The sequence below is a fragment of the Siphonobacter curvatus genome, from assembly GCF_002943425.1.
Classification (GTDB): domain Bacteria; phylum Bacteroidota; class Bacteroidia; order Cytophagales; family Spirosomataceae; genus Siphonobacter; species Siphonobacter curvatus.
This window is the reverse complement of sequence record NZ_PTRA01000001.1, coordinates 3,347,378-3,364,989: the sequence shown is the minus strand read 5'-3', so window position 1 is coordinate 3,364,989 and position 17,612 is coordinate 3,347,378. Positions and strand designations below refer to the sequence as shown.

At 49.6% G+C, this 17,612-nt stretch carries 16 protein-coding genes; 9 read left to right on the top strand and 7 right to left on the bottom strand.

Features of this window, described 5'->3' with window-relative positions; all coding sequences use genetic code 11:
• Window positions 1-3: 3 nt before the first annotated feature.
• The 7 genes from C5O19_RS13930 to C5O19_RS13900 all read left to right on the top strand — a co-directional run bounded on the left by C5O19_RS13930 (window position 4) and on the right by C5O19_RS13900 (window position 7,779).
• Window positions 4-1,008 carry an FtsZ/tubulin family protein gene (locus C5O19_RS13930; protein WP_104713172.1) on the top strand — a complete coding sequence of 335 codons (1,005 nt, stop codon included), beginning with the start codon at window positions 4-6 and terminating at the stop codon, window positions 1,006-1,008.
• Window positions 1,009-1,920: 912 nt separating this feature from the next.
• The gene (locus tag C5O19_RS13925; protein WP_104713170.1) at window positions 1,921-3,021 is read left to right on the top strand and encodes a WD40/YVTN/BNR-like repeat-containing protein; all 1,101 of its coding nucleotides are present in this window, start codon (window positions 1,921-1,923) and stop codon (window positions 3,019-3,021) included.
• Between the two features lie 75 nt (window positions 3,022-3,096).
• Window positions 3,097-3,678: an LOG family protein gene (locus C5O19_RS13920; protein WP_207766408.1), complete on the top strand. Its 582-nt coding sequence runs from the start codon at window positions 3,097-3,099 to the stop codon at window positions 3,676-3,678.
• Window positions 3,679-3,823: 145 nt separating this feature from the next.
• On the top strand, window positions 3,824-5,443 hold the full coding sequence (locus C5O19_RS13915) for an OmpA family protein (RefSeq protein WP_104713164.1): 1,620 nt from the start codon (window positions 3,824-3,826) through the stop codon (window positions 5,441-5,443).
• Window positions 5,444-5,529: 86 nt separating this feature from the next.
• Complete coding sequence (locus tag C5O19_RS13910; RefSeq protein ID WP_104713161.1) at window positions 5,530-5,742, top strand: hypothetical protein; 213 nt, start codon at window positions 5,530-5,532, stop codon at window positions 5,740-5,742.
• A 143-nt stretch (window positions 5,743-5,885) separates the two neighbouring features.
• Window positions 5,886-7,013 (top strand): trans-sulfuration enzyme family protein, encoded by a 1,128-nt coding sequence (locus C5O19_RS13905; protein WP_104713158.1) that lies wholly within the window; start codon window positions 5,886-5,888, stop codon window positions 7,011-7,013.
• Window positions 7,014-7,209: 196 nt separating this feature from the next.
• The gene (locus tag C5O19_RS13900; protein ID WP_243406382.1) at window positions 7,210-7,779 is read left to right on the top strand and encodes a DUF4136 domain-containing protein; all 570 of its coding nucleotides are present in this window, start codon (window positions 7,210-7,212) and stop codon (window positions 7,777-7,779) included.
• Window positions 7,780-7,859: 80 nt separating this feature from the next.
• Here C5O19_RS13900 and C5O19_RS13895 read toward each other — a convergent pair whose 3' ends face one another.
• From C5O19_RS13895 to C5O19_RS13875, 5 genes are all read right to left on the bottom strand, one after another.
• Window positions 7,860-8,555, bottom strand: a complete 696-nt coding sequence (locus tag C5O19_RS13895) for a DsbA family oxidoreductase (RefSeq protein WP_104713153.1) — start codon at window positions 8,553-8,555, stop codon at window positions 7,860-7,862.
• A 307-nt stretch (window positions 8,556-8,862) separates the two neighbouring features.
• A complete protein-coding gene (locus tag C5O19_RS13890) occupies window positions 8,863-11,163 on the bottom strand; it encodes an ATP-dependent helicase (RefSeq protein WP_104713151.1) in 2,301 nt (766 codons plus the stop codon).
• A 92-nt stretch (window positions 11,164-11,255) separates the two neighbouring features.
• Window positions 11,256-12,323 carry a hypothetical protein gene (locus C5O19_RS13885; protein ID WP_133163363.1) on the bottom strand — a complete coding sequence of 356 codons (1,068 nt, stop codon included), beginning with the start codon at window positions 12,321-12,323 and terminating at the stop codon, window positions 11,256-11,258.
• A 19-nt stretch (window positions 12,324-12,342) separates the two neighbouring features.
• A complete protein-coding gene (locus C5O19_RS13880; RefSeq protein ID WP_104713147.1) occupies window positions 12,343-12,981 on the bottom strand; it encodes a hypothetical protein in 639 nt (212 codons plus the stop codon).
• Complete coding sequence (locus tag C5O19_RS13875) at window positions 12,962-13,507, bottom strand: RNA polymerase sigma factor (protein WP_102200116.1); 546 nt, start codon at window positions 13,505-13,507, stop codon at window positions 12,962-12,964. The genes C5O19_RS13880 and C5O19_RS13875 overlap by 20 nt, the downstream gene beginning before the upstream one ends.
• 102 nt (window positions 13,508-13,609) lie before the next feature.
• Between C5O19_RS13875 and C5O19_RS13870 the strand changes: the two genes are divergently transcribed.
• On the top strand, window positions 13,610-14,719 hold the full coding sequence (locus C5O19_RS13870) for a C1 family peptidase (protein ID WP_104714107.1): 1,110 nt from the start codon (window positions 13,610-13,612) through the stop codon (window positions 14,717-14,719).
• A 39-nt stretch (window positions 14,720-14,758) separates the two neighbouring features.
• Here C5O19_RS13870 and C5O19_RS13865 read toward each other — a convergent pair whose 3' ends face one another.
• Window positions 14,759-15,430, bottom strand: coding sequence for a metallophosphoesterase (locus C5O19_RS13865; protein ID WP_104713144.1), 672 nt, complete (start codon window positions 15,428-15,430; stop codon window positions 14,759-14,761).
• Window positions 15,431-15,588: 158 nt separating this feature from the next.
• Window positions 15,589-16,812 carry a hypothetical protein gene (locus C5O19_RS13860; protein WP_104713142.1) on the bottom strand — a complete coding sequence of 408 codons (1,224 nt, stop codon included), beginning with the start codon at window positions 16,810-16,812 and terminating at the stop codon, window positions 15,589-15,591.
• A 263-nt stretch (window positions 16,813-17,075) separates the two neighbouring features.
• On the opposite strand from C5O19_RS13860, the gene hpt reads away from it, so the two are divergent.
• A complete protein-coding gene (gene hpt, locus C5O19_RS13855; protein ID WP_094809262.1) occupies window positions 17,076-17,606 on the top strand; it encodes a hypoxanthine phosphoribosyltransferase in 531 nt (176 codons plus the stop codon).
• Window positions 17,607-17,612: the final 6 nt, after the last annotated feature.

The window sequence follows — 17,612 nt, the reverse complement described above, 5'->3', positions numbered from 1 at the left end:
GTTGTGGAAGAAACGGTTTTATCCTCGCAAGATGCCTTACCAACGGTGTCAAATTGCTACGGCGTGAAAATGATTGGTATTGGTGGGGCCGGTTGTTCGGTCCTCAAAAAAATGGCCGACCAGGCATATACAGGTTTACACCTGATTCCCTGTCACACGGACTTTACGCAGTTAGTGACCTTTCCACAGGCCATTCCGCTCGGGATGCGGGATCTGGGATTGGGACTCACGGCGGAGCAAGCCCGACAGTGGGCCCTGGATCAGCAGGCGGTCATTAGCTCCGTGCTTAATCCAGAAACAAAAATTGTCATTCTGGTAGGTGGGCTGGGGGATGGTACGGTAGCCGGAGCGGCTCCGGTCATTGCCGAAATGGCCCGTCAGCGAGGACTACTGGTAGTGGCGTGTGTGATGATGCCCTTTGCTTCCGAGGGGTACGAAACGATGCAGATGGCCGAGCGGGGTCTGAAGCAACTCACGCAGTCCTGTGATTCAGTGGTGGCTTTTTCCCTGGACAAACTCGCTGAGAATCTTAATGACGATCTGAGTATTGCTGAGTTTTATGCCGCCGCCGATGAGTTGCTCTGCCAAACGGCCCGCATCGTTCCCGATATTTTGAAACCTTCCGAAACGCCGGATTCTGACATTCAGGAGCTGAAAACGGTCCTGGAAGCCAGCGGTCTGGCCTTTTATACGCGATTGTCAATTCAGGGTAGTCAACGGTTAGAAGCCAGTGTGGCAAAAATCAAGCAAACGTTTGGAAATCAGCGTACTTTACCGCACGAAGCCCAGCGTATTTTGCTCGTAGTACAGTATGATCCGCTTCAGGCTCTGAGTACGCACGAAATTCGCAATATTATCCAGGCTCTCAAGCAAACTCTGGGACGCCGAGCGGCAGTTTTCAAGGTAGCTCCACTCGCTAGCGAAGGCTTGGGGAGTGAGCTTCGTTTGGGTATTCTTTCCAGTAGTGGGCGTACTCCCGAGGTGTTAGAGTGGGCTAATACTTATTAAAAGATAATTAATTAAAGATCATCGGGAAAATATGCTGAGCCGGAAACAAACGTTTCCGGCTTTTTAATAGCTTTACACTCTGTCCGCCAACGCTTTATCTCACCATGTTCCCCATCACTTTCCAGAGGCAATGCCCCTATTGCCAGTCTACGTCAATCGAGCGTCGTCAGCGACCCGTGGCCTTTCGATACCTCTTCTTTTTCATGCCGATTCGTTACTATCAATGTCAACGATGCCGTCGGTTTTTTGTAAAAATGAAGTAAGCATACGTTCCTTGTTTTTCCTGTACTGGCTGCTTAACAAGAAGGTCTATAAGCAGTCAGGAGAAAGGATATTTTACTTACGTTGCCTTGAATAGACCGAGTTTAGGCTGGTTGGAGACTTTACCCCATTCGATAGTGACCATATCCTATCAAAAGCTTTATTTTTTTGAGTTTCGCTATTCACCTAGACTGGGTATAGTAGTTGTTTGTTGATGGTTATTCGTTGCTAGTTGTTAAAGTATAGCCGGATAACTACATGGACGGTATAAAACCAAACCCCGTCCTATCGCATTCCATGCCGGAATTTCAAGCCGCTTACCATTCCATGGGGGCCATCCCATGGTCGCTCACTCGGCAAAGCGGTGGCCTGAACAAGAGGAAGTCAGCGGTGGGCGTGCCGGCATGCGATGCCCGGCATGGAATGCATACGGACTAAATGACCAACCGTAGCAGCGGAACCAAATACGGATCCTGTGATAGCCCAGTACTTCTCGCTAGTTTATCATAAGTGCAGCAAGTACTTCCAGAAGGGGTCCCAAGCCACTATCCACACGGTGTACGCACGAAATTCGGTCTGGCTTTATACGGTCAACATCAGTAAATGATCTATTTTTACTGTTCATTCAGACCATAGCTTAAATCCATCCGAATGTTTTTACGAAATCTTCTGTACTGCTGGCTTCTGACGGCAACGGCCTGGGGGCAATGGAAAGTACAGCCAGCTCAAACGGAAGCCCATTTCAGAGCGGTACATACGGTGTCTGCCAAAGTATGCTGGATTGGAGGCACCAAAGGGCAGGTACTACGCACGCAGGACGGCGGTACTAACTGGGAAATTCATTCAGTTGTTGGAGCGGAAGCACTCGATTTCCGGGACATCCACGCCTTTAATGCCGAAACTGCCGTAGCCATGAGTGCCGGCGATGCCGATAAGGGAGCCGCCCGCATCTATCGTACGGAAGACGCTGGACAGACCTGGAAACTCGTCTATCAGACTCATCAGAAAGGAGCCTTTCTGGATGGGATTGAGTTCTGGGATAAGGAACACGGCATTGCCTTCGGCGATCCGGTTGATCATAAATTCTTTGTACTCACTACCAGCGATGGCGGCAAAACCTGGTCCGAAGTACCACGGGATCAATTTCCCCCAATCGAAGAAGGAGAAGCAGCGTTTGCGGCCAGTGGAACCTCAATGGTAGTTTCCGCGAAAAGCTGGGCTTGGATTGGTACCGGTGGCAGTAAATTTGCACGGGTATTCCGTTCCAAAGATTTTGGAAAAAGCTGGGAAGTTGCCGAAACACCCTTACCCGCGGGCAAAACATCGGGCATCTTTGGCTTGCACTTTTTTAACCGACTGCGGGGTATTGCCGTGGGCGGAGATTATCTGCACGTCAGTGATTCAACGCAAAATGTAATCGTTACGCAGGACGGCGGTAAAACCTGGCAACTATTGCCTTCAACCAATCCGCCGGGCCTGAAAGAAGCCGTGACCGTATATCGGCAGGAATACAAGGCCATGGCGGGAGAAGCTCCGGTAGCATCGGTCATTGAGCGGTTGATCACCGTAGGACCTTCAGGCACGGGTTATTCCATCAACGGCGGTAAAACCTGGAACAAACTGGATGATTCACCTTTTCATGCGGTTAGTTTTGCGGGAAAAGACGGCTGGGCTGTAGGAGCCAAAGGGCTGATTGCTAAGTTTGAGGGTTTCCGTCCCACGCCGCAGAAGAAAGCTTCCAGGAAAAAATAATCGAAAGCAGGCTCGCCCTGTGATCCTCGATGGAAGGCTGAGCCGATCCGTCACCATTAGTGAATACTAATTCCCATGAAAAACATTGCTGTATTTTGTGGAGCCAATGCGGGCTCCGATTTAGTGTACCGTCAAACGGCCATTGAGCTGGGTCAGTATTTGGCCGACCAACAGTTGCGACTGGTATACGGCGGCGGAAACGTCGGGTTAATGGGCATCCTTGCCGATGCCGTATTGGCTCAGGGTGGGGAAGTCATTGGCGTTATTCCTGATTTTCTGAAAAAATGGGAAGTTGCTCACGCCGGTCTGAACGAACTGATCGTTACCGAAACCATGCACGAACGCAAAGCCCAGATGGCCGAACGGGCCGATGGCTTTATTACCATTCCTGGGGGCTTTGGTTCCATGGATGAATTATTCGAAATTCTTACCTGGAAGCAATTACAGATTCACAGTAAGCCCATTGGCCTTTTGAATGTCAATGGTTTTTATGATCCACTCCTACAAATGATGGATCGTATGGTGGAAGCGGGCTTTCTTAAAGCCGTGAACCGGGAACTACTGCTAGTATCAGATTCCATCGAAGAATTATTCGCCCTCATGCGAACGCACCAGCCCGTTGTCACGGAAAAGTGGGTAGACCGGAAAAAAATCTGAGGGTAGGGTATATACAGAACCGACGTATCGCTCGTTAATTTTGATCCATTCATGGATTACGTGTAGGCCGATTTGATCGTCAGGTCAGCGGATGCAACCTGATCTCTTGCACGTACCTTACTACTATCCAGCCTAACGTCCCCTAATGAAACGACTTTTTATTCTGCTTTCCTGTATAAGTGTGTACGCTCAGGCCCAGGAGCAAACTCCTGAGAATCTTGGTAATACGGTTAATTCTGAATCGGCAGAAATTCAGCCCGTCATTGCTCCGGATGGGCGTACGCTCTACTTCAGCCGGGTAAATCATCCGCAGAATGCTTCTCAAAAAAAAGGAAGTCAGGATGTATGGATGGCCGAGTACCTCTCCGGAAATAGCTGGACGCCTTCCCGCCGGATGCCCAATCCGGTTAATGGTGAAGAACATAATGTCATTTACAGCATTACACCCGATGGCAATACTATCCTTACCCACTGGGTACAAAAAGAAGGGGACGACCTGAGTATTCGGGGCTTTGCCACCATGCGTAAAGTAGCGACGGGCTGGGAACGACCGAAAAAGCTCGACATTCCCGGATTGGAAGGCATGAATAAAGGCTATTATCAGTACGGATTTCTGGCCAATGATGGCAAGACCTTATTACTGGCTTTTTCGGAAAAGAAGAATAGCCGAGAGTCCGATCTGTATGTCAGTATGCAGGACAAAGCCGGGAAATGGAGTCGCCCCACGAGTTTGGGACGGGAAGTAAATACAGATGCCGATGAAACGACACCTTTTCTGGCGGCGGATGGCGAAACCCTATATTTCTCCAGTAATCGCGAAGGGGGTTTAGGCTCCAACGACATTTGGATGACGCGGCGACTGGACCGTAGCTGGAAACGCTGGAGTAAACCCGAAAACCTCGGAGCACCAATCAACACCCCTGATTTTGATGCGTATTTTACCATTCCGGCTTCGGGTGAATGGGCCTATCTGGTGACCGCCAACGGTAGTAAAGGAAAAGCTGATATTGTTCGGGTGAAGTTTCAGAACCAGACGCCACCAGCCGAAGTGCCGCCCACCATCGCTCAGATTCCGGCCAGTAATCCCAATGCGACGCAGGTACCCGACCGGCAGCCCACCAAATCCAATGCTGTAGTTCTGTACACGGGTAAGCTACTGGATGCTAAAACGAAAAAGGTACCCGAAAACGCCCGGATCGTGTACGAGAGCCTACCCGATGGTACCGAGCTCGGAACAGCCACACCTGACCCTAATACGGGTGAATACAAGATTGTCTTACCCTACGGCAAGAAGTACGGCATCCGGCCTGAGGCGGATGGGTATGTCGGGAAATCGCAGAATCTGGACTTAAGTAAACTCGGCAGTGGGGGGTACCTGGAATTGAAAGACCGCGATCTGCTGGTAACGAAGATTGAAGAAGGAGCGAAGGTAGCCCTGAACAACGTATTTTTCGAAACGGCTAAAGCCACCTTACAGACGGAGTCGTTCCCTGAGCTAAACCGCGTCGTGGAATTGATGAATCGCCGGAGAAGTATGATGGTCGAAATTGATGGACATACCGATAGCGATGGGACCGATGAAGCCAACCAGAAGCTCTCGCAGGACCGGGCCGAATCGGTGCGGGCGTATATGATTTCCAAAGGCATTCCTGAAAACCGCATTGTAGCCAAAGGTTTTGGCGAAACCCGTCCTGTGGCTACCAATGACACCCCGGAAGGCAAGCAGCAAAATCGACGGGTGGAATTCGTCATTCTGAAACAGTAATACGCCGATAGCGTGATCATGTTAGACCAACCAGCCAACGAATGCAGCCCACTTTTATGCCCTCAAGGAAAACGTGGATTTTATTCATGCTAGCACTAGGTGTTTTCTATAATAAAAATACACTTGAAGTATGGATCACCGAGTACTTCACTCATGCCTGGGTTGAAACAATTGGGCCTGAATGGATCGTATTTGCTCTGATGCTGCTACCCCTGGCTTTTACGGGGAAATACATGGGTTACTATTGCTACGGCCTCTTTTTGATTGTATATGTACTAGCTCAACTTAGTAATCCCTGACTGTACCGTTTCTAAAGTGCTGGCAGGCCAAAAAAGAAGAAACCCGACTTATAAGTCGGGTTTCTTCTTTTCGTCGCTATCGATAGCATACAAGCAAGTTTCCCATTTATTTTGTCCGTACTTATTGATAGCATCTGTTGCACATGAACCTGGAAACCCTAGCCATACAAGTCACCCGTTTTCATGACGCGAATGCGTCGGCGGTAACTACACCCATTTACCTGAGTACTACGTACGAACGCGATGCCGAAGGCAACCTGCCGCACGGTTTTCTGTACACGCGAGGCAATAACCCGAACCGCGATTTGCTGGAAAAAAGTCTGGCTGCCCTGGAAGGCGGAACCGTTGGACTCGCTTTTGGTTCGGGGATGGCCGCCATTTCCGCCTTATTTCAGGCTTTGAAGCCGGGCGATCACGTGATTACGACTCCGTTTGCTTACTACGCGGCCCAACGATTACTCGTGGATGTATTTGAACCCTGGGGTCTTGAATTTTCGCTGGTCGATACCTCGAACTTGGAAGAAGTGGAAAAAGCCGTCCGGCCGACGACCAAGCTGTTTTGGCTGGAAACGCCGAGTAATCCGCTGCTGTACCTGACCGATTTGCAGGCTTTATCCCAGCTGGCTCATTCTGTAGGAGCCTTGTGTGCGGTGGACAATACCTGGGCTACTCCCGTCTTGCAGAATCCGATTGCTTTTGGAGCCGACGTGGTCATGCATTCGACGACCAAATATTTTGGGGGCCACTCCGACGTATTGGGCGGAGCGTTGGTACTGGCTCAAGACGGCGAACTGGCCGTACGCCTGCGTCAGATTCAGAACCTGACCGGCGGCGTACCTTCACCGTTTGATTGCTGGCTCATTACGCGGGGAATCCAGACGATGCCCCTGCGGGTAAAAGCTCAGTCGGCGAGTGCCCTTCCTATCGCTCAGTGGCTCGAAACGCATCCGGCCGTGGAGCGAGTGCATTACCCCGGACTCACCAGCCATCCGCAACATGAAATTGCCAAAGCCCAGATGAAAAATGGCTTTGGAGGAATGCTCTCTTTCGAAGTACGGGGCGGTTTGCCGGGTGCTAAAAAGGTAGCCGGAGCTTTGAAGGTGTTCACGCAGGCGACGAGTCTGGGAGGTGTGGAAAGTCTCATCGAACCCCGTAAAATTTACGAAGGTCCGGATAGTCCGACGCCCGACGGATTGCTACGCGTTTCGGTCGGTCTGGAGCACCTCGATGACCTGATTGCGGACCTGGATCAGGCCCTGAAAAACGCTTAAAAGGAGCGGCGAAGGCCCTTTTCGTTAATAAATCTTAAATCAGCTTTAAAAGCCAAGCGACGGCTGTTTCCCAACAATTTACGGGGAACAGCCGTCGTTTTTTATGTGTTGTACTATTGAATCTGAGGAGTAAAAAGATACGGATTCAGTACCGCTAACGAGAGTCTCTTAATCTTATAGTTGTTTTATTAAATCCATGAAATCAATCATAAAAATGCTAGCTGCCGTAGTACTGGTGGGTACTATGGTCTCTTGTGCCCCTTCGATTACGGTTCGTTCGGATTATGATCGTACTGCGAACTTCAGTGGCTATCGTACTTACGCGATTGCCCCGATGCCCGGCGGTAATTCAGACCCTGTGATGGGAAGCCAGTTGATGCAAAAACGGATTACGCAGGCCCTGGACGCCGAGATGAGTGCCCGCGGATACCGCCGCGTGGAGAAGAATGCCGATTTAACGGTCCGGTTTGACACCGACGCTCGTAACCTGCAGCAAATTCAATCGAACAATTTAAGTCCGATGTGGGGCTGGTGGTGGTACGGTCCTAACAATAACGTCAGCTCCCGGAACTACGAAGAAAATCGGGTGATTATTAGTCTGCTGGATACCAAAACCAATGAGATGGTATGGCAGGGTTGGGCGAAAGGTGAGTTGAACGCCCGCCGCAAAGACCGTGATGAACTCATCCGGGCTACCGTTGCGAAAGTAATGCAGGAATATCCCTACCGGGCCGGCATGACGAACGCAGCCGTACAGGGCGAGTAAGTTTTTCGGAAGAATTGAAACTAAAAAAAGAGGTCGAATCATTCGACCTCTTTTTTTAGTTTCAATTCAAAGGAATCGTATTAGCATTCGCCCGTAGTCGTATCGCAGCTATCACCCTCAGCAATGATTTGCGGCTGACTTTCCTGAATCACCTGCCGCAGTGCCTGCATAAACGTTTCTTTGGGTTGGGCTCCCGACAAGGCGTACTTGTTGTTGAGAATGAAAAACGGTACGCCCGAAACACCCAGTTGCTTGAAGTATTCCATTTCACTCTGTACCGAATCGCTGGCTACTTCGGATTTCAGAACTTCAAGAGCTTCTTTCTTGTCCCAACCCGCTGATTCCAGTACGTTGAGTAATACCGCTTCCTGCGTTAAATCAATCCGATCTACGAAGTACGCTTTCAGTAACGCTTCTTTCGTGGCAGCCTGTAGTCCTTTTTCGTAAGCAACCGTTAGAAGGCGGTGTAAATCGAAGGTATTGATCGATTTGGGAATTTCGTTGAAGTCAAAGTCAAGCCCTACCTCACTGGCCACCTGCTCCACGTGCTGGAACATGCTTTCACTACGACCAGGACCGAATTTACTGGCCATGTGTTCGGCAAAGGATTTTCCCTGCCGGGGTACCGTAGGGTCAAGCTGGAAAGGGTGATAGACCACGTCTGCCTGTACCTCAGTGCTGAGTTCAGCCAGTGCCGATTCCAGGCGGCGTTTGCCAATATAACACCAGGGGCACACAACGTCAGAAACGACGTCAATACGAATGGGAAGAGCCATCTTGATATGAATTAATGCTAAAAACCAAGTTTTACCGACCGAACGAGTACAGTCATTTTTGCTCTAACCCCTACTGGAAATGAATGATTCCCTGGAATAAAACTGTAGCAGAAAGAACCCTTACCCAAGGATGTCAAGCAGGATTTTCCAAAACCAATGCACGAAAAGAGGAAGCCCACTAGCGGAGCCAAAATTTTCTTGAGAAATGAACTAAAAACCTCGTTTTTCTATTGACCTCTATAAATCCCTAATCGTAAGAAAAGGAAGATTTTCAAGCATGAGCGGTGGCGGCCGTTCATGCTTTTTTTTATTCGATGATTCGCAGTTTAGCAAAGCTCAGGAGCAGGGTCTTTTCACCCTGTGTATCAAAGTGAATGACGGCTTTTGCCCCGTTTTGATCCGTTGAAATGAGTTTAACAACGCCAAAGCCAAACTTCTGGTGCTCCACGCGTTGACCCGAAGCCAGCTTGCGGGGATCGGAAGCTTTGAAATCACTGCTGGGTACGTGCGTAGACGCAGCTCCCGAGCGAGTAGGCGGGGTTTTAGAAGCCTGTGAACCTCCGTTTTGGGCAGCTCGATTGGCGACATTCCGTAAGAACGCTGCTGGCGTCGGACGATCCGTATTTCGCTGGGATTCCGACATCCGGCGGGCGGCCTGGCGACTGACGCGAACGTATTTCTCGTCAATTTCATCCATAAACCGACTGGGTTCGCAGGGTTTCAGTCGACCGTACTGGTAGCGGGTTTCCGCATAACTGAGGTACAGACGTTTTTCGGCCCGGGTAATGGCTACGTAAAACAGCCGTCGCTCCTCCTCCAAGTCTTCACTCGACTGTAACATCATCTGACTGGGGAATAAATCTTCTTCCAGGCCCACGATGTAAACCACTTTATACTCTAGTCCTTTCGCCTGGTGAATGGTCATCAGGGTGACACGGTCGTTATCACCGTCTTCGTCTTCCTGGTCGGCATTGGTGAGCAGCGAAACCGTTTGCAGAAAGGCCCCCAGCGATTTGTCCTCGTTTTCGGGATTATCCACGAACTGCTTGATGGAGTTCAGCAATTCCTGTACGTTTTCGTAACGGCTCAGGCCCTCTACCGTTTTGTCGTCGTAAAGTTCTTTGAGTACACCCGAAGCTTTCGCGACGTGGCTGGCCACTTCGTACGCATCTTTCGTGTCGACGAGTAGCTTAAACGACTTGATTAGATCGGAGAAGCCTTCGATGGCCACACCCGAACGACCCGCGTTGTACTGCTGAATATTGGCGACGATGTCCCAAAGCGGTAAGCCCTGCTCGGCGGCTGTAACCGTAATCTTGGCAATGGTCTGATCGCCAATGCCGCGTTTGGGTAAGTTAATGATCCGTTTGAAGGCCTCTTCGTCACTTTGATTGAGTGTGAATCGGAGGTAGGCCAGTAGGTCCTTAATTTCCCGACGTTGGTAAAAAGAAAGTCCACCCACGATTCGGTACTTGATATTTAACTTTCGTAACGATTCTTCAAAAGCCCGCGATTGCGAGTTGGTTCGGTACAGAATGGCAAAATCATTGTTACTCAGGCCATGATTCAGCTTTTCCTCGAACAATGAAGTAGAAACCAAACGGCCTTCTTCGACGTCTGATCCGGCCTTGATGACTTCAATCAGGTTACCGCCTTCATTTTCCGTGAACACTTCCTTACGTAACTGACGCTTGTTTCGGGCAATGACGGAGTTGGCAGCTTCGACGATCACTTTTGTCGAACGGTAATTCTGCTCCAGACGAATCGTGGTCAGATCCGGGTAGTCTTTCTCGAAATTGAGGATATTCTGAATATTGGCTCCCCGGAAGGCGTAGATCGACTGGGCATCGTCGCCCACGACGCAGATGTTTTCGTGAATGGCCGCCAGTTTCCGCGTAATGAGGTACTGCGAAACGTTCGTATCCTGAAACTCATCGACCATGACGTACTTGTACCGGTGCTGGTACTTGTTGAGGATGGCCGGGAAATCGCGGAATAGTACGTTGGTGTTGTACAGCAGATCGTCGAAATCCATGGCGTTGGCCTTGAAGCAACGATCTACGTAGAGTTTGTACAGGCGACCAATTTCGGGCAGGCGAGCCGCCGCGTCATCGGCCTGAATGATGGGATCGGCTATGTACGCTTCAGCGGATACCAAGCGGTTTTTGGCCCCCGAAATTCGGTTGAATACGACGTTGGGCTTATAAATCTTATCGTCGAGGCCGCGTTCTTTGATGATCGTTTTCAGTAGTGACTTCGAATCGTCCGTATCGTAAATCGAAAAGTCGGAGGTATAGCCCATCGCTTTGGCTTCAAAGCGGAGAATTTTGGCAAAGACGCTGTGAAACGTACCCATCCAGATGCCCCGGGCATCGGTACCGACGACCTTTTCAATCCGAGCCCGCATTTCACCGGCGGCTTTGTTGGTAAACGTCAGCAATAGGATGGAAAAGGGATCAACGCCTTTTCGGATGAGGTGAGCCGTACGCTGAGTGAGTACGCGGGTTTTGCCCGAGCCCGCTCCGGCGATGATCATTAACGGCCCCTCGGTATGCAGAACGGCCTGAGCCTGGGGCTCGTTGAGGCCTTTGGTGATATCTTCGAACATGGCAATTGGATAAAAAGAGGGAACGAACTAAGTCCGTTCCCTGAAAGCATAGATCAAAGATACAAAAGATTTGGAGGCTACGGAAGTTTAAGCTAGAGTAATGGTATTTGTAAATTAATGGAAAGCTGTTTGGGCTTGTACCCGTAAATAATTCCGTGCGAGTTGGCATGGTATCGGGTAAGCAGGGCAAAATCCCGATACGCCAGTTTAAGAATCAGTCCTCCCTGGATGGGAGAATAGGGAGAAACTTCAGGAGCTTCTTTGGAAGCTACCCGAAGATCCTGATTTGCCAAGACCACCGTACGAATATTAGTTCCGATACGTGGCCCTACAAAGGCACCAAGCCCTAGCTGAAAGGTACGTCTGCCTGCATCATCATAAAATTGCAAGCTGGGAATGGCGAGTAAATCCAGATACGTAGCATTGAAGGTTCGCTTGATTAAAGGCTGATGGATGAAACGGCCGTAGCCTTCCAGGTAAACAATGGTTTCATTGTAATTAACAGCAGAACCTGGAGGAAGATGTGTAGCAAAAGAATCGCCAGATCGATAATAAAAATCCTGACTGGTTCTAAATCGAGTTAATGAAAATTCAATTCCGAGATCAATAAATAGATTCGTTCTTGGATTGACCCGTTGAAGTACAAAAGGAACGATAAGGTTAGCCGCAAATCTGCGGGAAGCTGAGCTTTTCAGGTAGTATCCATCCAGCCAGGTAGGGTACAGGTCGGGCGGGTTGGAACTAGGAGATAGAAGGGTCGGCCAGCCTAACAGTAGGTTTAACTGAGCCCGGTTACGGAAATCCTGCCAGCCTGACTTTAGTTTTTGTTTAGTTAGAGGTCTATCGCTTTCGAGTTCCGTCACTTTTATCATGGCATTTGCACTCCGTAAGGTACTGTCATTGAGATAACTTTTTCCGGTCAAATCCATGTAGTGCTGACGGGGTTCGGTGGCTGTAGTCTCACTCAGTCGGGCGTTCAAATCCCGGAGGATCGTATTCCAGTCGTAATTTTCCAGTTTTTTTAAATCGGCTTTTTTTGAGCCATAGAAAAGTACTTTCGAGGAGGGGCCAATCCGGACTAAAATGGAATCTACCGGGGCAGCCAAGTTGGGGACTGAGCATAGCAATGCCAGTACCATTGTCAGAAATGGTGTTTTCATGAGCGAGGGGAGGGTTTGTTTAGGGAGTGTGTTTGATGGAGTCCGTTTTTACTTTTCCGACGGAGGTAGGAGCCTGAAAGTCCTGCCAGCGGGGCCGCGTATCCGGGCGTTTGTCCGCCCGGAACAGACGGGCCAGAATGGACTTTTTCCGCAGAGGCACGACCTGGGTTTCGGGAATGGTCAGCGTAACAGTCGCTTCGAACGTTTCCGCTTCGGCTGGGTGAGCAGGTGGTACAGGCTCCGGAATGGGGGTGGGTTGAATCGCAACCGCAGGCATGGCCCGGAGGGACGAATCGGTTACCAGTACCGGCTCTACGGGAGCGGAGACCAGCATCTGGATCGCTTTCTTGGGAAGTACAATCTTTTGTTGCACAAAGACCGAATCTTTTACCAAGCGTAAGATTACCGATGACGACCTGGCCGGAACTTTACTCAACAGCGGTGTACCCTTGCTGACTTCAGTAGCAGGCTGATGCAGGAAATACCCCACGAGGATGCCCAGCACGGCCGCTGTACCCACACCCAGCGGTATTGACCAGCGACGGCTGCTTGGCCTGGACGGTCGTTCGATCCGTTTCCAGACGTCTTCGCTGTTAAAGGGTTCTTCCGGCAGGGCTTCCAGACGTTGCCGGATGTGTTCATCGAATGTGTGCGGCATACCCCAGGGTTTGTAGTTTTTTCTGTAATAACTGACGGGCTTTGTTGAGCTGCGACTTGGAGGTGCCCTCCGAAATCTGCAATTGCTCGGCTACTTCCGCGTGGGAGTAACCTTCCAGAGCCACTAGATTGAATACGGTGCGATACCCGATCGGTAATTCCGCAATCAGCGTATGAATGGTTTCGGCGGCTATTTCGTCGATAATGTTGTAATCGAAGGACTGTTCGGCGGCTTCCTGCTCGGGTACCATTGTAAAGTTGGCCGATCGGCGTAACTCCATAAGACATTCGTTGACCAGAATCCGCTTCATCCAGAGCCAGGTGCTAGCTTCGTCTTTGTATTCCATTTTTTTGAGATGGACAAAGATTTTCTGAAACGTCGATACCAGCCGATCTTCGGCCTCCATTCGATCTTTCATGTACCGCTGAGCTACCCGAAACAGCCGTCCGGCGTAGCGTTCATAGAGCAAACGCTGAGCTTTGGCATCCTGGGCACGGCAACGATCAAGTAGAGCAGATAAGGTCATACAGGCTGATTTACAAAGAGCGAAATGCGGAATATACGCTGGGGGTTGCCTGACTGATAAAAAATTCAGAAATTACCACCAAAATCATTGTATATGCAATCCATGACGCTCTATACCAGAACCTTATTTAGTTTAGGCTTTCTTTCCCTGACTTCATTGGGAGCCTTTGCTCAGTCGCCTGAGTTGGGCTTACGTACCACGCAACAGGCCGCTGTCACCTCGGTCAAGAACCAGGGCGGAACAGGTACTTGCTGGTGTTTTTCGACTACGTCCCTGGTGGAATCAGAATGCATCCGCAAAAGCCTGGGTGAAATTGATTTGTCGGAGATGTACACCGTCCGGAATACCTATCTGGAAAAAGCTCGTAATTACATCCGTCGGCAGGGAAAAGCTCAATTCGGTGAGGGTGGACTGGGACACGACGCTATCCAGGCGATTGCTCGATACGGTGCCGTTCCTGAATCCGTGTATTCGGGACTGAAGTCAGGGGAAAGCGGGCATAACCACGGAAAACTTGATAAAGAATTAAAAGCATATGTGGAGGAAGTACTCAAGAAGAAACCGTTTTCATCCGATTGGGAAGTAGGTTTCAACAAAATTCTTGACGAGAAATTCGGTCCCGTACCCGAAACGTTTGAATATCAAGGGAAAACCTATACACCCCGTCAGTTTGCCGATCAGGTGTTACAATTCAAAGCCGAAGATTACGTAAGTCTGACGAGCTTCACGCATCATCCCTTTTATCAATCTTTTGTGTTGGAAATTCCCGACAACTGGTCCAATCAGACTTACATGAATTTACCCCTGGAGGAGTTAACGGAGGCGGTCGAATCCAGTCTCAAGCAGGGCTATACGGTAATGTGGGATGCCGATATTAGTAACGCTGGTTTCAAGCAAGGTAAAGGGTACGCCATTGAAGCCGTAGATAAAGCGGATCAGATCGATGCCGCGGAAAAAAAGGTAGATCAAGCCCTGCGTCAGCAACTTTTTGATAACCAGATTACCGTTGATGATCACCTGATGCAGATTACGGGTACGGGTACGAGTACGTCCGGGAAGAAATTCTTTCTGGTGAAAAACTCCTGGGGAGAAGCCGGCCCTTACAAGGGATACATTTACGTATCGGAGCCGTATTTTGCTCTGAATACCATCAATGTAATCCTCCCCAAAGCGGCCTTGCCCGAAAGTATAAAAGCGAAACTAAAGTTATAAAGTAGAGCAAAAGGCCAGCTGAAAAGCTGGCCTTTTTAATTAGGCAAACGTTCGTTGCCAGAAATCTGTTTGCTTCCCCAGTACATCGATGTACGTAATCGAAGCCGTTTCGTCACCTTCCGTTCGAATGAAGGGTTGCGGTGTATGACCCACCACCTGATGCCAGTCCGGCAGGTAATCTTCGATTGTTTCCGTTTCATCTGCCCAAACAGGTCCGCCTTTCGCTCCGGGATTTCCGCCCCGTACCCATCCGCATTGGAATAAGACTTCCCTTCCGGCAGGCGTTTCCTGTAGCGTATTCAGCGTATTCGCCAGCTCGTTTCCCCGAATGCCGTGTTTCTGAGCCCAGCTGCTGGATACGCCGGCGTGCGTAAACAAATAGTTTTCCAACTGATACGCCACCTGAAAACAATCGGCGTGCTCTCGGTAGATGCCCGTCCATAACGCCTGCATGTTAGGTCGGAAGTTCGAGCAGGGAAATAGTGGATAGTGGAGATAAGCTACGTCGTGATTGCCCAGCAGTAAAATGTATTTTTCGGGTTCAGTCCGCTTCAATTCAATGACTTTTTGCAACACCTCCGTCGTCTGTTCATCCGAAAATTGCTTGGAGTCCACGTAATCCCCCACAAAAATAACCCGATCTGCTTCCTGAATCGGAGCTTCTTTCCAGTTGAGGCGGCCGTGTAAATCCCCGATAGCTAGTACGTGCATAGAGAAGTGGGTTGAAAGGCAATGGGAAGTAAGAGGCCGTTCCGTAAGGACAGCTAGCTCAGGATTAATAGTTTTTCGTTGCCGGTTGTTGAAGACGAATGAACCTGGACTGTGCTTTGGTAATACAGACCTTCCTTTTTACCATCTACCACAAACCACTACTTCTTCCGCCGCTGTTCCTTCTGGCGTTTCAGATTATTGGCGAGTAGCTTTTTGGCTTCTTCCCGCTGACTGGTTTTTTTATCGGCGTACTGAATGACTTTTTCGTAATACTGCTTGGCTTCGGGCAGATTGCCTTCACTATCGGCAATTTTCCCCAAATTGAGCAACGCCGACGTATTATAACCCGACTCCGTCGCTCCGTTCGCCTGGGCGTAATTGATCGTACGATGGTAGTATTCTTTGGCCGCCGCTGGATTATGGTAAAAAAACTGATTATAGTACGCCAGAATGTAGGAAGCATAACGTCCACTGGCGGCCTCGTAGCCAAACTGACGATTGTCGAGTCGCTCCAGAATTAACTTGGCCGCAGCGTCCGCTTCCTGCATGCGTCCGGTCACGAAACATTCGCGGGCGTACATGCGGTGAAAGTACGGATTCCAGGGGTACGTCACGTGGAGGTAGCGGGCCAGTTGATAGCCTTTTTCGTGTTGATTTTCGGAAGCGTAAATCTGGAGTAAGAAATACTGAGCTTCCGTACGGGTATAAAAGGCATTCCGCGAAACCCATTCCAGCTGACCGATGCCTTTGCTTTTATTGCCTTCGTGAAAAAACCAGAAAATGGGCTTCAACGCCGAATAGTTTTCGGGTACCCATTGTCGGTAATAATTGTACAGACCATCTCCGAAAGCCATTTCCGGCGACAGATCTTCGTGACCTTTGCACTTGTCAAAATACTTCAGGGCATTTTTTCCGGCATTACTGGCTTTCAGCCATTTCTTCCGCTCGGCGTACATTCGTGACTTGAAGGCATAGGAAGCCGCCAGGAAAAAACTGGCTTCAATTTCCTGATTACCGCCCTGATCGTACAACTTTTCCGCCTTTTCAATGGCCTGATCCATGAACAATTCGCACTTGGCGTCGTACATGTCATTGTCGGTATTCGGTACAATTTTCCACCACTCTGCCAGGCCAAACAGGAAGTAGGGGAGCGGGTGCTCCGGATACTTGGCTCGCAAATACCCAAACTCCCGGATGGCTTCCGTAAAATTGTAATTATACATGGCGTTGATCGCCTCGGTAGCTTCAATCTGTACCTCTGCACGTTTGAGCAGCATCCCACCGGAACGGGCCTGCTCATTTTTCTCCGCCGTTTCAAACCAGGACTGGGCTGAACTTACGGAACTAAGGAAGAGAAGAAAGAATAGGAACTTGGTTTTCATGGCTTAACAAAGAGCTTCCCGGATACAGTGCGTGGGCTGGAAGCTTGCTAGAATTAACGGCAATTAGTAGAAAGTCGTTTAGAACTCGCAGGAAATTTTTCTGGATGTAACGCGAACAAAGATACGAAAGCTAATTTTGGGATGCTATTCCCGAAGGAGACGATAAATTTGATTTTTCTTAGATCGGTCTTCGGAAGGGTAGCCGTGAAAAGGTGGTCAAACCGGACCGTACCTCATTTCCCATCTACTTAATCAACAACACCGTGATACAGGTTCGTGACAAGAATTTTGAAGTATTTATAGATCAGGTTACGCTGGAGAATCGAATTGCTACACTGGCGGAACAAATCAGTATCGATTATGCGGATCGGCGACCCCTGCTGATTGCCGTACTGAACGGCTCGTTTATGTTCGTCTCCGAACTCATGAAGAACATTACGATTGAGTGTGAAATCACGTTCATTCGTGTGGGTTCTTACGAAGGCATGGGTACGACGGGAAAGGTAAAACGAATCCTGGGACTCAGCGAACCCATTCGGGACCGCGATGTCATTATCGTGGAGGACATTGTGGATACGGGACACACCATGGCCGAATTGCTCGGTCAGATTACGGCCGAAAAGCCCCGTTCCATCGAAATCGCGACGATGCTTCACAAGCCCGAAGCCACGCGAATTCCGGTTACGCTGAAATACGTTGGCTTTGCGATCGAAAATAAATTTGTGTTGGGATACGGACTGGATTTCGACGGTCTGGCTCGCAACCTGCCCTGCATTTATCAACTAGCCGAGTAAGTTAGT